We start from the raw sequence: 17555 nt of genomic DNA on the forward strand, positions 1-17555 counted from the left end.
TAAAAAAGCAAGAAAAAAAGCCACAATTCTGTGACTTTTCTATTCAAATTAGTATGAACCTAAAATAGTTACTTTATACTTATCAGAATTAGCACTTTGAATTAGGTAGGCTTGCATACCTGTCGAAGCTTCGATTTTAATTTTAACAGAGACTCCTTTTGGCAAATAATTTGGTGCACTCTGAGCGATATAATTTGCAAAGCTTTCGATTTCAGTTGCTGAGTAGAACTGTGTCGAAACTGTTACAATGAGCCCCTTTAAATTATTACCTTCATATGATGCTTGACCGGTGACAGAAGATAGATTTGGGAAAAAACTTTCGATATTATCCGTAAAATTAACAAAACTAGTATTTAATTTTGTACCAACGGATTTTGCATTATCTGTGTCTGCTTGCATTGGCAAGACAACCGTTTGATTATTAAGATCTGTCCAATTACCTAGATTATCACCAGACTTTGAAACATTCCAACTATAATAGTTACCACCGGCTAATGAATCATCTTTTGCTTGTGCGTACATTGCAACATAAATTGGCGTATTATTACTAATGCCGTTAATTTTGCGATAACGTTTTACAATTTCATTAGCAATTTCTCGACCATGGCTGATGCGATCTGCATTACTAATATCTTGCGTGTAACTAGCACCATATTGCTCTTTTTGATAGGTATCTTGTGTGTTCATTGCTAAACCTAAAACAATACCATTTAATTTGAGGTTATTACCTTCTTTGGTCATGAAATCCTGTTCTTCGATACTTTGAAGATAAATAGGATTACGACTATCATCATATTTACCGTTATCTTCAGGATTAAGACCAAGTTGATTACTACTTGATTTACGAGCTAACCAATTATTTGCAGTGTTAGTTGTCAAATATTGACCCTCTTGGAAAATATATTTTGAAGTACTGAAGTGCTCTTTAGAAAAATCTAATAAGCCATTTTCAAAGCTCACTTGATTAAAGGTATTATTTTCTTGAGAAGCTGTCACGCCTCGTGCTTTACTAGTTAGATAACGACCATTTTTAATGACTGTCTGATAAGACGAGTTGTTATTTTTACTAGTTATTTGAATACCCTTTTTTGAACTTGATTTTGTTGTCGTTGTTTTATTACTATTTGTGTTTGAAACGGAAGAAGAATTCTTAGAAAAAAAGTTTCCAAAGAAAACTAACGCTGCAACTAACACAGCGACAACTCCAATGGTAGATAACCATTTTACTGCACGCATACTTGTTCTCCTTTAAACTAAATCGCGTTTAATTTAGCAATTATTCATTATCATTAGTATCCATAATATCACGCAATTGTTTTTCTGACCAAATTTCTATGCCAAGATCTTGTGCCTTTGTGAGTTTAGAACCTGCGTTCTCTCCAGCAATCAATAAATCAGTTTTTTTAGAAACAGAGCCAGCAACAGTTGCTCCTTGTGTTTCTAACCAAGCAGTAGCTTCACGTCTAGAAAATGAAGACAGCGTCCCAGTCAAAACAATCTTTTTATCTGTAAATAGTGGATTGTCAATGGCCTTTGCATGTGAAGTGAATGTTAAGTTAACACCCAGCAATTTAAAATCAGCTAATAATTCTTGTGCTTGATTAGTGGCAAAATATTGCGTAATACTATCACCAATAATGAGTCCCATACCAGGTAATTTTGAAATTTCTTCAGCTGTTGCATTGGCAATTGCGTCTAGTGAACCAAATTTAACAGCAATCGTTTTGGCTGCTTTTGCACCAACATTTCGAATACCCAAACCAAACAACAACCGTTCAACTGAATTAGACTTGGAAGTAGTAATGGCGTTTAATAAATTATTAGCAGCCGTATCACCAAATTTATCTAATTGGATTAAATCGTCATATGTTAGACGATAAAGATCTGTTACTTTGGTAATTAATTGGTGTGCTAACAATTGTGAAATGATTTTCGGACCAAGACCATCAATGTTCATTGCATTACGTGAAGCAAAATGTGTTAATGATTCCTGTACCTGAGCTGGACAAGCAGGATTAATACATCTTAGTGCGACTTCACCATCAACGTGGACTAAAGGTTGATGACAAGTAGGACAATTTTTGGGCAGCTCATATGCAACGCTTGTTTCAGAACGCTTATTTAATAGAACTTTACCAACTTCTGGGATGATATCACCAGCCTTATGTAGCGTTACGACATCACCGATACGAATATCTTTTTCTTGTAGATAGTCAGCATTGTGTAGCGACGCTCTTGCAACTGTCGTACCCGCTAATTGAACGGGCGTCATGACTGCTGTTGGCGTCACAGCACCAGTTCGACCAACTGTCCATTCAATATCCAAAACAGTTGTATTTGCCTCTTCAGGTGGAAATTTATAAGCAATTGCCCATTTAGGAACTTTTACTGTATTCCCTAATTCGTCATGGTAATTTAAATTGTTTACTTTAATGACGATACCGTCGATGCCATATGCTAAGGTATCTCTGGCTGCCGTTTGTGAGACAATATAGTTTTCAATATCTTGCATATTGTTAATCACACGATTAGTTGTATTAGTAGGCAATCCTAAATCATTTAATTTGATTAGTAAATCAGACTGTTGCGACACATGTAAATTTTTTATTGGATCAACAGCTTGATAGAAAAATGCTGCCAACTTTCGCTTTTTTGTAATTTGTGGATCTAATTGCCGTAATGAACCAGCTGCTGCATTACGAGGATTAGCAAATGTTGGGATACCGTCACGTTCTCGACTTTCGTTTAAATTAACAAACGCCTGTTTTGGCATATATATCTCTCCACGAACCTCAACAGATAGTGGTTCGTTAAGATCGATCGGAATACCTTTTATTTGTTTGATATTCTTGGTAACGTCTTCGCCAATATTACCATCACCACGTGTAGATGCTTGTATTAAATGACCATTTTCATAAATAATACTAATGGCTAAACCATCGATTTTTAGTTCAGCATTATATGATAATGGCTCAATAAATGATTTTTGCGTATTATCTAACCAACTAGATAATTCATTAAATGAAAAGACATCACCTAGTGATAGCATTGGTACGTCATGTTGTACTTTTGGTAATTCAGACTTTGTTTTATGACCACCAACTTGTTGTGTAATAGAGTCACTGCTAACTAATTCAGGAAAAGCATTTTCTAGTTCTTCTAAACGTTTATAAACTTGATCATACTCAGCATCCTCAACAGTCGGGGCATCTTTTTCATAATATTCTACCGCCCACTTTTGCAACTGCTCTTGTAGTTGGGCCATTTTTTCAGCTGCTTTCGCTGGATTTGTTAGTGTAACCTCTGACATGATCAATCTCCTATCTATTTTTCAACTTTATTAATAGGTGCAAAAGCAGCCAGTAATCTTTTAATACCTTGGTTAGGGAAAGCAATATCTAATTCTTTATCCTCCCCTTCACCAGTAATTTTAATGACGTGTCCGATTCCCCACTTCTTATGTTGTACGGCATCACCAATCGTCCAATCTTTCTTTTCAGCACCAGTACTTGTTGTATTTGGCTGAGCTTGACTAACCGATTGTCGAGCTTGACGACGACCACTAAACGTGACACCTTGCGCGACATTGTTACGTTGATTAAATGGCAGGTCATTTTCACGATTTCTTGGTTGGAAACTATCACCATCATATTGTACCTTAATAAGTTTTGCGTCAATTTCGTCAATGAATCTTGACGCTGGATTACTTGTTGTTCGACCATACAATAATCTTGAGAAAGCATTTGTTAAGTATAATTTTTCTTTGGCACGGGTAATACCAACATAAGCTAAGCGACGTTCTTCTTCTAATTGATCATCATCTATCGCAGCACGTGATAGTGGGAAAATATTTTCTTCCATACCAATTAAGAAGACAACTGGAAATTCCAGTCCTTTAGCAGCATGTAAAGTCATTAAGGTTACTTGATTACTACTATTTTCATCAACACTATCCAAATCTGATACCAGTGCTAATTCACCTAAGAAGTCAACATATTTAGAAATACTCTCATCTGTTGGCTGATAAGATTTATCGAATTCTTCAGTAACGGACAGAAATTCAGAAAGATTTTCCAGACGCCCTTCATTTTCAGGTGTAGGTGTTTTTTTCAATTGTGTCTCGTAACCGGATTTATCCAGAATTGATTTTGTTAAATCGGTTAGGCTTAAATCAAATGACATTTGTTCTCTGAAGGTTGCAATCATCGTGGCGAACTCTGCCAGTTTATTTGCGGCACGTGTTGATAAATCAGGAATTAGTGCTGCATTGGTAGCGCTATCAAGTAATGTCCAATCTTTTTCTAGAGCAAAGCGGCGCAATTTTTCTAATGATGTTTGACCAATGCCGCGTTTAGGTTCATTAACAATTCGTAAAAAATTTTCATTATCTGCTGGATTAGTTATTAGTGCTAAGTATGCTAAAATATCTCGAATTTCCTTTCGCTCGTAAAACTTAGAACCACCAACAACTGTGTAAGGGATGTTGGCTTTAACTAGAGCCTCTTCCACACCACGAGATTGCGCATTAGTTCGGTAAAGAATAGCAAAATCTTTATAAGCATACTTTTTTGAATTGACAGCGTCACGAATTTCTTTAATCACATACAGTGCTTCAGAACGATCAGATTGTCCACGAAAATAAGTGATTTTTTCTCCATCACCATTATCTGTCCACAACTTTTTAGCAATTCGTTCATTATTATTACGAATAACGGCATTTGCGGCATCTAAAATCGTTTGTGTTGAACGATAATTCTGTTCAAGCATGACCGTTTTTGCATCTGGATATTCCTTGTTAAAGTTTAGAATAATTTGCATATTTGCGCCACGCCAACCATAGATAGATTGGTCAGAGTCACCAACAACTGCTAAATTACGATGTTTTGCAGAGAGTAATGTTACTAATTCATACTGTGCATCGTTTGTGTCTTGATACTCATCGACATGAACATAGAGAAACTTTTCTTGATAGTATTGACGAACGGCTTCATCTTGATGAAGTAGTTCAATTGTTAACATAATTAGATCATCAAAATCTAGAGATTGCGCTAATGCTAACCGGTGTTGATATTCTTTATAGGTTTTACCAACAATTTTCTCAAAAGGTTCAGAGGCATGTTTTAAATACATGTCTGGTTTTTCCATAATGTTCTTTGCATTAGAAATCGCACCTAAAACAGCACGTGGCGTGTATTTCTCAATATCCACATTTAAATCTTTTAAAATACGTTTTACTAAAGTTCGTTGTGCACTGGCATCAATAATTGAAAAATCTTTTTTATAGCCCAATTTATCAATATCACGTCGCAAAATTCGCACAGCAAGTGCATGAAAAGTTGAAACCCAAACAGCTTCAGCATCTGCATCATCCACAAGCTGGCCGATACGCTCTTTCATTTCACGAGCTGCTTTATTAGTAAACGTAATTGCTAAAATACGCCATGGTTGCACATCTAAATCTTTAATGAGATGTGCGACACGGTGTGTTAACACCCGTGTCTTTCCTGAACCCGCACCAGCCATTATTAAAAGTGGTCCTTCAGTTGTAACAACAGCTTCAGCTTGCTTATCATTCATACCCGCAAGTAACGGATTCATATTATTTCTCCCTTCAAATCATCAACTTGAACTTCTTTAATATTTTAATGGCGAATCTTTTTTCCCCAATACTGATACAAATCTACTTTTAATGCCCCATTATACAACTTACGCTTTTTCGTAGCCTTTTCACCAAATGCATTTTCAAATTCTTCATCTGATGTCAAAATATATTTAGACCATGTCGGCATATGATTATAAATGTGCCCCATTTGGCTATATAATTGTCGAGCAGCTATTTCATCACCCAAACGCTCACCATATGGGGGATTAGCAACTAACACACCATTAATTTTGTCAGTTGACCAATCAGCCGCAGCTAACTGTTTAAATGTAATGTCATCACCAACACCTGCAGCTTCTGCATTAGCTTTTGCAATGGCAATCATATTTTCGTCGATATCAAAACCGCTAATATCTAACGGCTCGTCAAAATTAATCATGCTACGCGCTTGTGCTTTGAGAGTCTGTCCAATCTTTTTATCAAACCAATCCCAATCAGTAATATCAAATTCACGATTTAATCCAGGAGCAATATTTCGACCAATTAAAGCAGCCTCAATAGCGATCGTTCCTGATCCAGTTGTTGGGTCAACAAATGGATTATCAGTGAACCAGTGTGCTAGTTTAACTAATGCAGCGGCCATTGTTTCTTTCAAAGGCGCACCACCTTTTTCAGTACGATAACCTCGTTTAAATAATGAATCACCAGTCGTATCAAGGGTAATCATGACATGGTTCTTATCAATTGCTGTTTCTAAAACATATCGTTGACCAGTTTCGGGCAAATAACTGTGAGTATGATATGCCTCAGATAAACGTTTAACGATTGCTTTTTTAGTAATTGCTTGGACAGTTGGTACTGAATGTAAGATTGAGTTTTTTGAACGACCATTCACAGGGAAATTGGCATCATAGGGTAATAAATCTTCCCAGGAAAATGCTTTTGTTTTTTCAAATAACTGGTCAAAAGTTTTGGCATCGAATTCTTGAACAACGATTTTGATACGATCGGCAACACGTAACCATAAATTCGCGCGGTAAATATCTTCTATATCACCATCAAAAAAAACACGGCCGTTCTCAGTTTGAGTTGCATAACCCATTTCTTTGAGTTCTCGTGCAACTAAGGATTCCATACCAGCTCCCATGGTTGCCATTAATTTAAAGTTTTTCATATTTACTTCTCTTTTCAGGTTGATACATTTTATTATAAATGAGTTTAAAAAATTGGGCAAAAAGAAAACCGACGCCACAAGGACGCCGGCTGCCGAATGTATTAGCTGTAAGCCATGTTTTGTTCTAAATAAAAATTGGCAATCTTTATTTAGTGGTAATCATCTATCTCAAACATTTCTGTTTCCCCGACCATCACTTCTTTTTGTTAGGTCAAGCGCCCCTACCAAAGTTTGGGTTGCCCGCTCGTGGGGTTTACCGCGTTCCACCCATCGTATTTCTTTGATGGTTCGTCACTGTGGCACCTTAACAGCTACTAAATCATAGATAAAATCCTTAGATTTTTCACTGGCCGTCATTTAACACAATTAAATGCCTAGCCTTATTTTTTCAGCTAGCGCGAACACTACTAACATCACAGTTAGTGCGAGCATGGACTTTCCTCATGCAACATCAGTCACACGCAATTACCCACTAATACATCACGAATAACCATTATACACTTATTCAGCCGATTGTGTAGCACTTTCTTCAACAACGATATTTTCTACATCAGACGTCTTCTCAACACTACTTCCCTGGTTTCTCTTAAATTGCTCAGATGATGCGCCAAATACACGACGCTCCAAATTTGATAAACGCTTTAAGATATCCATGTTTGTATTAACTGTAGGAGTCGGCGATGCTTTTGGTGTCGACGCTGGCGCTGCAGAAATTTGTTTTGTTAATTCTGCTACTTGATCTTTTAATTTTTGGTTCTGATTGTTGAGTTCATTAATATTCGTTTGGAAGGCTTGATAATCAGAAATAATCTCATCTAAGTAAGCATCTACATCCGTTATATCATAGCCAGTACCAATACGGGTCTTCTTAAAATCCTTGTTTAGAATTTCTTCACGAGTATGTTGCACGTTTTCCATCACTTGCACTCCTTAGTTTTCTTCTTATCCTAGTTTACCAGCTTTTTAAACAGATGACAAAGCTAGTTATGTAAAAAATAATATTTATTATGATTGTTATTGATCAAAATCATCGGCATTTTCTAACTGGTATTCATCAGCATATTCTTGCAGACGATCGAAATCAACTAATAAGATTGGATAATTATGATTTTCGGAAAATTTTTTCATAGCTTGATAATCATATTTTGCTCGTGATTTCTCAGCTTGTTGATCATAAAATATGACTGCACTTTCTGTATGCTTTAACATAAACTCTTGATATAATCGCAACTGTTGTGGATTTTGATAGTTTGATTGAAAAACAGAACTGCTAAAATCAACAGATTGTTTTAGTTCATTTAATCTTTCTTGCTTATTTTGTTGCCAACGACTACCAAAATCTAAAAATGGTACCATGAGTGCTATTTGAAAATTTAAAGATTGTTGTTCTTTTAGTTGTAAAGCCTCTTCAATAGCCCATTGTTCAATACCTAATTGTCCCCCTGTCAACAGCCATTCACAGCCATCTTCTACTTTCATGTTTAGAATTTTTTTTAGTGCATATTTAATTACAGTTAATTTTGGATCTTTTGTGTTAAAAATACCTAGTTCAAAACTACGAAATCCGGTTACCCAAAGACGATTCATTAATTATAAAGACCTTTCTTAACTTATTTTTTCCTTACAAATTCCACTAAACTGTTACTATTGAACCACTTTTGGTATAATAACAAAGATAAAGTTTAATTTTAGGAGTTTATGATGACTTTTAATTATCCCAACGGACATTCATTTAATCAAAAAGCTTTTCGAAAACCTAGTGTTAGTTCAGGTATTTCGCAAAGTAATCGCGGAATGTCATTAGAAGCCGATATTAATGCTGCGAATGACTATTATTTGGCAACTGAGCAAGCGGTTATACATAAAAAACCTACACCCATCCAAATTGTCAATGTGAGCTATCCGGCTCGTTCTGCAGCTAAGATTACAGAAGCGTATTTTCGGCAAGCTTCTACGACGGATTATAATGGTGTTTATAAAGGATATTATATTGACTTTGATGCCAAGGAAACAACCCATAAACGTTCTTTTCCTTTAAATAATATCCATGACCATCAAATCCAACATCTAAAAGCAATCGCAAAACAACATGGTTTAGCTTTCATGATTATTAGATTTACAGTTTTAAAAGAAACATACGTTGTCTGGGCCAACTTCATTTTTCAATATTGGGAAAATAAAGAAACTGGTCGAAAATCAATTCCTTATGAGGAAGTTGTTAATGCAGGTGAATTAGTAGAACCTAAAGTCAATCCAACAACCCCTTATTTAATGGCCGTTGATAAATTATTAGCACAACGTAAACAAGAAGGAGATAACGCACTATGACAGAAGAGATGTCACGTGTTGAACGAGGACGTAACAACACGAAAAATCATAAACGGCCTTCTCAGCCAAAACAAAAAAAACCTAGTTCAAAATTTAAACGTGTTTTAAAGTATACGATTTGGTCGTTAGTTATTTTATTCGTTGTTGGTGGTTTAGCTGGAGCTGGTTTATTTGCTTATTATGCATCATCTGCACCAAAAGTGACGAATGCAGCTTTAGTTGGGACATCACAAACCAAATTCTTAGATAAAGATGGGAATGTTTTCTATTCAACAGGGTCAAAACGAGAAACCGCCAAGCAAAGTGAAATTCCCAAAGAAATGCGTATGGCTGTTGTTTCAATTGAAGATCGTCGCTTCTATAAGCATAATGGTGTTGATCCTAAACGTATTATTGGCGCTGCGTTTGCCAATGTTACTGGTTCATCACTGGGCTTACAAGGTGGGTCTACCCTGACACAACAATTAATTAAATTAACGGCATTTTCAACAAATGCTAGTGATCAAACATTAAAGCGTAAAGCGCAAGAAGCTTGGTTGGCTATTAAACTCGAGAAACAATATTCAAAAAACCAAATTTTAACATTATATATGAATAAAGTTTATATGGGTAATGGCGTTTATGGTATGAAAACAGCTGCTGAATATTATTTCAACAAGGACTTGTCACAGTTGACAGTACCACAAATGGCCCTACTAGCCGGCTTGCCTCAATCTCCTTCTGGCTACGATCCTTATGCTAATCCAAAAGGTGCAACAGCTCGTCGAAATGAAGTTTTGCAAGCTATGGCAAGTAACAATGTCATTTCACAATCAGATGCAACAAAATATAGTAAAACATCAATTAAGGATGGCTTAGCATCAGAACATGCAACCTTAAGTTCTGAAGATAAAGATGCACGTGTTGATGATGCTTATATTACCTCTGTTCGCAATAAATTAACAAAGATGGGTTACGATTTAAACAAAGACGGTTTGGTCGTACAAACTAATTTGGATCCTGATATTCAAAAACGGGCATACGACATTACTAATACTAATGACTATGTTTCATGGACGGATAACCTCATGCAAGTTGGATTAACTGTGACAAATCCTAAGAATGGGAAAGTTATAGCACAAATTGGTGGTCGTAAGCAGACGACGTTACAGGGTTCAAACCGCGCAACGAATACAAAGCGTTCATCTGGATCAACAGCTAAACCATTAGTTGATTATGGTCCAGCAGTTGAAAATTTGAGCTGGTCAACAAATCATGCAGTTAATGATTCTGCCTATGTTTATCCAGGAACAAATACATCTGTATACGATGCGGATCACACCTATCTTGGTCAAATTACAATGCGTAAAGCACTAGCCCTTTCAAGAAATATTCCAGCAATTAAAACATTGCAAGAAGTTGGTTACGATAAGTCATCTGCTTTCTTAAATAAGGTTGGTATTCCAATTAAGAGTAACAAACTTGTTGCATCAAGTGCCATTGGTATTGATGTTTCAAGTGAACAGGAAGCAGCTGCTTTTGCTGCCTTTGATAACGGTGGTACTTATTACAAGCCGCAATATATTTCTAAGATTACAGACCAAAGTGGTGCTGTTAAGGAATTCAAAAATACAGGTAGCACGGCAATGAAATCATCAACAGCTTTCATGCTGACTAATATGATGAAATCAGTCATAACCGATTCATATGCCAAAATCATTAACACATCTGACTACGCACAAGCTGGTAAAACTGGTGTTACTGCTTATGCTGATTCATTGAACATGCCGGATGGTTCAGCCTCTGATTCATGGTTTACTGGATTTACAAAAGCAGCATCAATTTCCGTTTGGACAGGTTATGATCAACCAAATGAAACTGGTCACTCATTAGCATCTGGAGAACAACAATTTATACCATTGCGTGTTTATAAAGCTTTGATGGATTACATTATGTCTAGTGGTGGCGCCGATGGTTCGGATTGGACAATGCCAAGTACGGTAAAGAGTTCGACGATTAATGGTGTTAAAGAATACTCTGTTGTTGGTGCAAATACTTCTTCTGAAGATACAGTTAGTCAAGTGATTAAAAAGTCGTCTTCAAGATCTTCCTCACGTAGTTCTTCATCTAGTGAGGTATCAAGTAGCAGCTCAGAACCATCATCGACTTCTAATGAATCGACAAGTAGCAGCTCAGAATCATCGTCGTCTTCAGCAGAAAGTTCAAGTCAACCCTCAGAAAATACAAGTAGTGCTAATACGTCCACTGATAGTGGTTCACAATCAAGTAGTACACAAAGTACAACACCTACACAATAAATAATAGGTAGTAAAGTAAAAGGAATGTCTAATTAGGCATTCCTTTTTTGTGTGTTATTATTTAAATTTTTCCCAATCAGTATTTAAAATATCAACATTCGTTGGAATATCAATCACATCATCAACTTGTAATTGTTTATAGGTCGTATGACGATTACGCTCATTTTTTATGTCATTTAGTGAGTGATAATTTTTTTTCTGCCAAGAAATTAAAATAGTTTCGATATATCTTAAATTAAGTGCTGAATTTAAGACGGCTTCTTGGATAGCCGCTTTAATAAACTTGGGGTCAAAATGGTCAATATCGAACCAATTTTTAATCGTTTCAATTTCAATTTGACTTAGAGGACGACCAAATTCTTGTTCAACCATATTATAAATATCAGCTCGTGCAATCTGTTCATTATCAATTTTGGGAATGCCTTGGTTTGTTGTCAAACGCTCATGATCTGTTTTTATATCTAGTAGTGCCATATATAGTGGGCTAAAATCGAGTTCAGTCGTTACTTTACCATCACTCGCATGACGACTATTAAAGTCAACTAACCCCTTTTTGCGCATTGATTCAAGAAACGAGAACACTTTTTTGGCAGACCATCCCATTGTATTACCTATATTTTCAGTACTGGGTTCTGGATTACCACGATCAATGCCCATTTTGGTTTGGATGTAAACTAAAAGTTCTTCATTATTCATACCTACTTCTCTATAATGAAGTAATAAAAAGTTGTCTAAAGTTGTCTGACCAACTTTTAAAAATTTTAAGACATTATTTTGATCAATTGTCATTTCTATCGGTCACTTTCTTTGCAAATATTATTTATAAGCATATCATAATCATATTTAAATTTTGGCAATATAATTATGAATTAGTAAGTAAAAACCAGTATATATCACATTACCGTTATTAAGTGATTATACTGGTTTTATTTTAATTTTGTTTATGCCATAGGCGATTCATGGTTCGTGGAAACGGCGAAATGCGTATATACCAGTACTTAATACGCATAAGTGTGGGAATTTACTGATTTTTGTATTTTACTAAAATAACATCTCAAACATCAATTCAGTCTATATAATAACACAAAAAAGCCTTACCCAAATGAATGAGTAAGGCCTTAATTAATTATTTTGCTAATAATGCATCAGCGTTGTACCAAACGTTTCCATAACGTCCTTCAACAATACCTGCACCATTTGAGTTGTTATCGTATTGATCCACAGTCCCGTAATTGTAACCGACCATAAATCTAACCGTGTCACCTACTTGGGTAGTACGATAGTTACCACGAGTTAAATTATCAAGCATAGCTAACGGAATACCATTGGTCGTCCAATTGACATCTTTGCCACCTGCAAGATCGTAATTGATAGCTTGCAACATGCCGTTTACATAAGCAATCTTATCAACTTTGAATGACCTATATGCTGTAAAGCGATTGCCAGCATTCTTAAATTGTTTAATTGCTGATGTATCGTGGTTTACAACAGGGGCAGTTGGTGTCACATTAGGCACAACAGCCGTCTTGTTTGTCCCAGCGGTGAAGAAGTCGTCATACAAGATTGAAGCATCAAAACGTCCTAGTGAACTAGCAAATGTTTGACTTGAAGTCCATTGCCATGAACGTTCTGTACTATATTGATGCATTGCTGACGTTGGCACATATGGATATGCTGCTATCCACGCTTTTTCACCGTCAGGGCTTACTGAAATTGCTGAACCGCCTGTATAAGTTGTTGAGCGATACCCACCAGCCCGAGCGACTTCGCTTTCAAACGCTCTAGCAACAGGTTGCATTGCACGACCCATCGCGATTTGATCTTGATTCTCAATGTCAACAGCTAAAACAGCACCAACTGGTAAGCCGTCAGCTTTAGCCATATTAACAGCGTAATCAGCTTCTTGAACAGCACCAGCGACCGTGGTTGCGTGTAAATAGTGATAGCCATTAATGTACACTACACACCAGCTTGTTCAGCAGCAGCAATGTTTCCCCGTGCCGTGTAATCATGGTAGCCAACGCCCTCGCTGATTTTAGTCGTGACAGCTTTCATACCATAATTATTTCGCATGTAGGTAAATTCAGGTACGGTCATTTGTCCATTATGGTTTGAGACATCCACCATATCCACACGCGGTGTATCAGCATGAACGGTTGTTTCACCAACACCACCTAACGCCAATACAGCACCAACTGCTAAAATAGTGGTTTAATTTTTGTTCATTGGTTTCCTCCTGTCGTATCAGCTACTTCGGTAACCTTAACAGGTTCGTCTGTTTTTGGTTGATCCACCGTGGGCGTTTCAACAACGCCACCGCCAGAGATAACACCAATTACTACAAATAACCATTGCCAACCAGTAATTACATATAACATCAGCAATATACCAATTACTATCAAGTTAAAATCTCTTATAAATTTCATTTTGTGTTAAGATATGAATATACACCAAAGGCGGTGACTTTTTTCATCACCTTTGGCTTGCTGAGCTTACTTCCAGAACTTATCAATTAACCACATCAGGATTGGTGCAACAATCGATGCAATTGATAGCTTATCGCTGGTGGTAAGCTTTTTACACAAAAAAACCGCTATATATCAACAATTAGTTAATGTATAACGGTTGTTTTTTACTTAAAACTATTTTTAATGCTTACGCTTAGATTTGATCAATACTAATCCGCTCGTAAGCAGAACTACGACAGCAACCAATAAGCTATAAATACCCTTATGTTCATTAACATTATTTGCCATCTTAACTGCTGTTTTAGGCAAATTTGCTTTAGTTGTTGGGTCAACCTGTTGTTGACTCTCTACAAGCGTAGAATATTGACTATTAGTGGCAGAACTATTACCACCGTGTGCTAATGTAACAATTGGCTCATGACTACCTACTGTAGCAGCAACAGATCCACCAGCAATTGGCGTATGAGGTGAAGCATTATCATGACCATCAGGCTTACTTACTGATGTATTGCTACTATCTGACGTTGATGTCTGACTTGTTGTGTCATCGCTTGCTGTTGTACCATTACTTGATGTGCTGCTGCTTTCATCTGGATTAATTGGTTTACCTGGTTCATCCGGTGTAATGATTGTGGTCGTATGTTTTAGGGTCACTGTGTAATCTTGATTTGCTACATCATCGTGATCAAAAACCACTCCACCTGATGGATAAGTATCCGATACTAACTCGTATCCTTGCTTATTCAATTCGACAATGCGATCGTGCGTTCGGTAGTCACTCGTGGTATCACTGGCACCGGTTAACTGATCAACCATAATGGTCTTACCCGTAGTTACATCAACATACGTTACTGAAGCATGTTGCTTATTAGCAGCGTAATGCAATAGGGTATCCTCACCTGGTTTCGTTGGATCAACTGGATACGTATCACCCGGTGTTAATGGCTTACCATCTGGATCAACCGGTGTATAACCTGGTACATTTGGAATCGTTGGATCACCTGGCTTTGTTGGATCATTTGGATCATTTGGATATGGTACGGGATCAACCCCTGGCACATCCGGTACTAACGCACCCAACTTATGGTAAACATATTGAACATCGTGAGTTTGATCCACATAAGGGTTATTAATTGTGACATTTGTCGTTCCACCAGTATACGCATTTCTAATAGTTTGTCCTTTTTTAAGGCCATCATACTTATACACAACTCTATTACTCTGATCAAGTATTTCAACATTCATTGTTCCTTTACCGTCCACCTCAGTAAAGATTATCTTATTATATCCATCGTGAAAGTCTTTAATATATTTTTTACCAATATAACCAAACTCAGACATAGTACCGGAAGTATTATCTGGGTTAATCACAAAATAACCATTGATAACACTAGGTAAATTAGTTGTGTATCTTTGACCAGTTAAGCCCTCTTGTTTAATAGGTAGAATCTCATGGCCTGCTGAATCAATAACATTATTCCCATTTTCATCTGTATAAGATACAGTCTGAGTAATTAAATGTGGAGTTAGAAATGTAAACATACTATAAAGAATAGTATCGTCGTATGCACCGATACCATAATTTTCTCTCCATCCATAACTCTGAACTAATCCACTGTAATCATCATTATAAACTTTTACGCCATTAGATAAAGTAACACTTTGATTTTTTTGTAAGGTTCTTTGGTCTATAATTTCTTTAGTTTGATTGTTAATTAAATAAATATATAAAATTCCTGTCCCTGCACGATCCGTTGAGACTACAATCTGTTGTGTATTATTTCCTTTTTGAATATTTAAAAAAGCGTAATGATCTTGGTTAGGATCTTTCCACATATTTCCAGGGTAAATTGGGTCACTGACCTGTGAATTTAGTGTAACTGGCTGATTAATTACGGTTTTCTTTACAGAAGTGTTTTCTGATCTATAATTAATTTGTTTTGAATTACTGAGTGCTTTTTTACCTTTTGCTTGATTCTCAGTAATTGTATTTGTCTTTACTGTCGGTCCATCCTGATAACCATTTTGTTGATTTTCAGTACTACTGACATGATCAGTTTTATCTGAATCATGATTTGCATCTATCCCAGGTATGTCATTATCGCCTGGAGACGCATCATCATTTTCCCCCTGAGTATCATTTGTACTCTGTACACTGTTACCATTATCGCCTTTTGTATTGTTAATTGAGTTATCACTTAAACCATGCTCATCACTATTAGAAACAACTGCAGATTCATCTGAAGAACTATTAGTTGCTTCTTGAGAAACGTTTACATCACCATTAGTGTCAACACTATTATTATTAGATATTTCTTCGTCAGACGTCTTTGAATCTTGTTTTGGAAAACTATTTGATGGAACAACTTCAGAATTGTCTCTGGTTTCATTGCTATTATCTGTCTTATTATATTTAGTCACAGACTCTTTAATAGCCGTAGTTGTCTCATTTACTGTTGTGGTATCTGCGTGCACCATTCCAGTATCAATATATAAACCACTTCCAACCGCAAGTACAGTTATTCCTGCGAACATCCATTTTTTACCACTTCTATACATTTTATAATGTATTCTGTTTTGTTGCATATATATCATCTATCTCCTAATCGTAATTAAACAAACTACAGTTAAAATATATCATATTATCTTAATTTTATATTCGCAAAAAAGTAACATTTAAGTCTAATAAGTTCTTAAAATTGGTTTTAAGAACCTTTTTGTACAACCTACTTTAAAATTACAGTTATTTTTCCAATCTCGAATATTTTAATGCCATATTGAACATCATCGAAATCAGCACCCTCTAGTTTTAATTCATGAATTTTCATTTATTTGTCCTCACTATTCATAAACCCATCAATGATCTGTTCAGCTGTCATATCACGGCGTATTGCATTTTTAGAATTTGCAAAATTTAATTAAAATGCCATGTTTTTGTTCTTCCATATTCTGCCATATATAGAACATAAGCTGATTGATGTTCTAATAGGTCTCGCATATCATATTCAGCTTTCATTCTTGCAATTCCATTATTCATCAACCTCAATAACTTCCTGATGTGAGTTAGCCCATTGGCTACCATCATTAACAGCTTTTGCTGGTTTAATGCCTGCTACAACGCCAACAGCATCCATCATTAAATCATCAATCTGATCAATTGAATCAGCTGTATCGGTAAGCGATAATTTATAATCATAAATGAATGGACATTCTTTATTTTCTTCGTTCGTTTAATACGCCAGATACATACATTTCTGAATCATTTAAAACACGATCAATTGTGTTCTGCCCTGCAGTTCCTGAGTTAACTTTTATCCACGTCGATTTAGAAATACCTAAATGCTCATAGACTTCTTTTTCTGTCATTTGAGCAGCATATAATTCTCCAACTAATCGGCCAACCCTGTCTAAATAAGATTGATTAATTGTGATTGCTACCATCGGTTAACCTCCTTTTTATTATTTTGGTGTACTTTTGTTCCCTACTTTTGTTTACATGTACGCTTTAGCGTGCTACTATGTACACATAAATAAAGCACATAAAACAACTGCTATAACGTCGTTTCCTGAAAAAATTGTCGTTATTAGCAATTACTTTTGTGTACCACTTTTGTAAAGAACTAAGGTACATGGATAATAATAACACGCTAAATGGTAATTGTAATAGTTTTGCACTAAAAAGCGTA

At 36.1% G+C, this 17555-nt stretch carries 14 protein-coding genes and 1 other RNA gene; 2 read left to right on the forward strand and 13 right to left on the reverse strand.

The annotated features are described in order from the left end of the window. Window positions 1-48: 48 nt before the first annotated feature. From ACSKY2_RS02155 to ACSKY2_RS02185, 7 genes are all read right to left on the reverse strand, one after another. A complete protein-coding gene (locus tag ACSKY2_RS02155; protein WP_489839552.1) occupies window positions 49-1236 on the reverse strand; it encodes a CamS family sex pheromone protein in 1188 nt (395 codons plus the stop codon). A 40-nt stretch (window positions 1237-1276) separates the two neighbouring features. Beyond that, the gene (gene ligA / locus ACSKY2_RS02160; protein WP_489877964.1) at window positions 1277-3310 is read right to left on the reverse strand and encodes an NAD-dependent DNA ligase LigA; all 2034 of its coding nucleotides are present in this window, start codon (window positions 3308-3310) and stop codon (window positions 1277-1279) included. 14 nt (window positions 3311-3324) lie between these two features. Then, on the reverse strand, window positions 3325-5598 hold the full coding sequence (pcrA, locus tag ACSKY2_RS02165) for a DNA helicase PcrA (protein WP_489877965.1): 2274 nt from the start codon (window positions 5596-5598) through the stop codon (window positions 3325-3327). A 44-nt stretch (window positions 5599-5642) separates the two neighbouring features. Beyond that, complete coding sequence (locus ACSKY2_RS02170) at window positions 5643-6776, reverse strand: THUMP domain-containing class I SAM-dependent RNA methyltransferase (protein ID WP_489877966.1); 1134 nt, start codon at window positions 6774-6776, stop codon at window positions 5643-5645. A gap of 103 nt (window positions 6777-6879) precedes the next feature. Continuing rightward, window positions 6880-7253, reverse strand: an RNA gene (gene rnpB / locus ACSKY2_RS02175) — RNase P RNA component class B. A gap of 24 nt (window positions 7254-7277) precedes the next feature. Further along, window positions 7278-7694: a cell division regulator GpsB gene (gene gpsB / locus ACSKY2_RS02180; protein ID WP_489877967.1), complete on the reverse strand. Its 417-nt coding sequence runs from the start codon at window positions 7692-7694 to the stop codon at window positions 7278-7280. Window positions 7695-7790: 96 nt separating this feature from the next. After that, the gene (locus tag ACSKY2_RS02185; RefSeq protein ID WP_489839547.1) at window positions 7791-8363 is read right to left on the reverse strand and encodes an SLOG family protein; all 573 of its coding nucleotides are present in this window, start codon (window positions 8361-8363) and stop codon (window positions 7791-7793) included. A 114-nt stretch (window positions 8364-8477) separates the two neighbouring features. On the opposite strand from ACSKY2_RS02185, the gene recU reads away from it, so the two are divergent. Further along, a complete protein-coding gene (gene recU / locus ACSKY2_RS02190; RefSeq protein ID WP_489877968.1) occupies window positions 8478-9104 on the forward strand; it encodes a Holliday junction resolvase RecU in 627 nt (208 codons plus the stop codon). Then, window positions 9101-11401, forward strand: a complete 2301-nt coding sequence (locus ACSKY2_RS02195) for a PBP1A family penicillin-binding protein (RefSeq protein WP_489877969.1) — start codon at window positions 9101-9103, stop codon at window positions 11399-11401. Before recU ends, ACSKY2_RS02195 begins: the two co-directional genes overlap by 4 nt. Before the next feature lie 57 nt (window positions 11402-11458). Here ACSKY2_RS02195 and ACSKY2_RS02200 read toward each other — a convergent pair whose 3' ends face one another. From ACSKY2_RS02200 to ACSKY2_RS02225, 6 genes are all read right to left on the reverse strand, one after another. Then, entirely contained in the window at window positions 11459-12190 is a 732-nt protein-coding gene (locus tag ACSKY2_RS02200) for a DnaD domain-containing protein (protein ID WP_489877970.1), read from the reverse strand. A gap of 337 nt (window positions 12191-12527) precedes the next feature. Next, on the reverse strand, window positions 12528-13361 hold the full coding sequence (locus ACSKY2_RS02205) for a GH25 family lysozyme (protein WP_489877971.1): 834 nt from the start codon (window positions 13359-13361) through the stop codon (window positions 12528-12530). Next, window positions 13361-13585: a GH25 family lysozyme gene (locus tag ACSKY2_RS02210; protein WP_489877972.1), complete on the reverse strand. Its 225-nt coding sequence runs from the start codon at window positions 13583-13585 to the stop codon at window positions 13361-13363. The genes ACSKY2_RS02205 and ACSKY2_RS02210 overlap by 1 nt, the downstream gene beginning before the upstream one ends. Window positions 13586-13623: 38 nt before the next feature. Next, window positions 13624-13803 (reverse strand): hypothetical protein, encoded by a 180-nt coding sequence (locus ACSKY2_RS02215; RefSeq protein WP_489877973.1) that lies wholly within the window; start codon window positions 13801-13803, stop codon window positions 13624-13626. 246 nt (window positions 13804-14049) lie between these two features. Next, a complete protein-coding gene (locus ACSKY2_RS02220) occupies window positions 14050-16464 on the reverse strand; it encodes a mucin-binding protein (protein ID WP_489877974.1) in 2415 nt (804 codons plus the stop codon). A gap of 618 nt (window positions 16465-17082) precedes the next feature. Continuing rightward, complete coding sequence (locus tag ACSKY2_RS02225; protein WP_489877975.1) at window positions 17083-17310, reverse strand: hypothetical protein; 228 nt, start codon at window positions 17308-17310, stop codon at window positions 17083-17085. Window positions 17311-17555 lie beyond the last annotated feature (245 nt).

The organism is Weissella sp. ESL1156 (assembly GCF_058505625.1).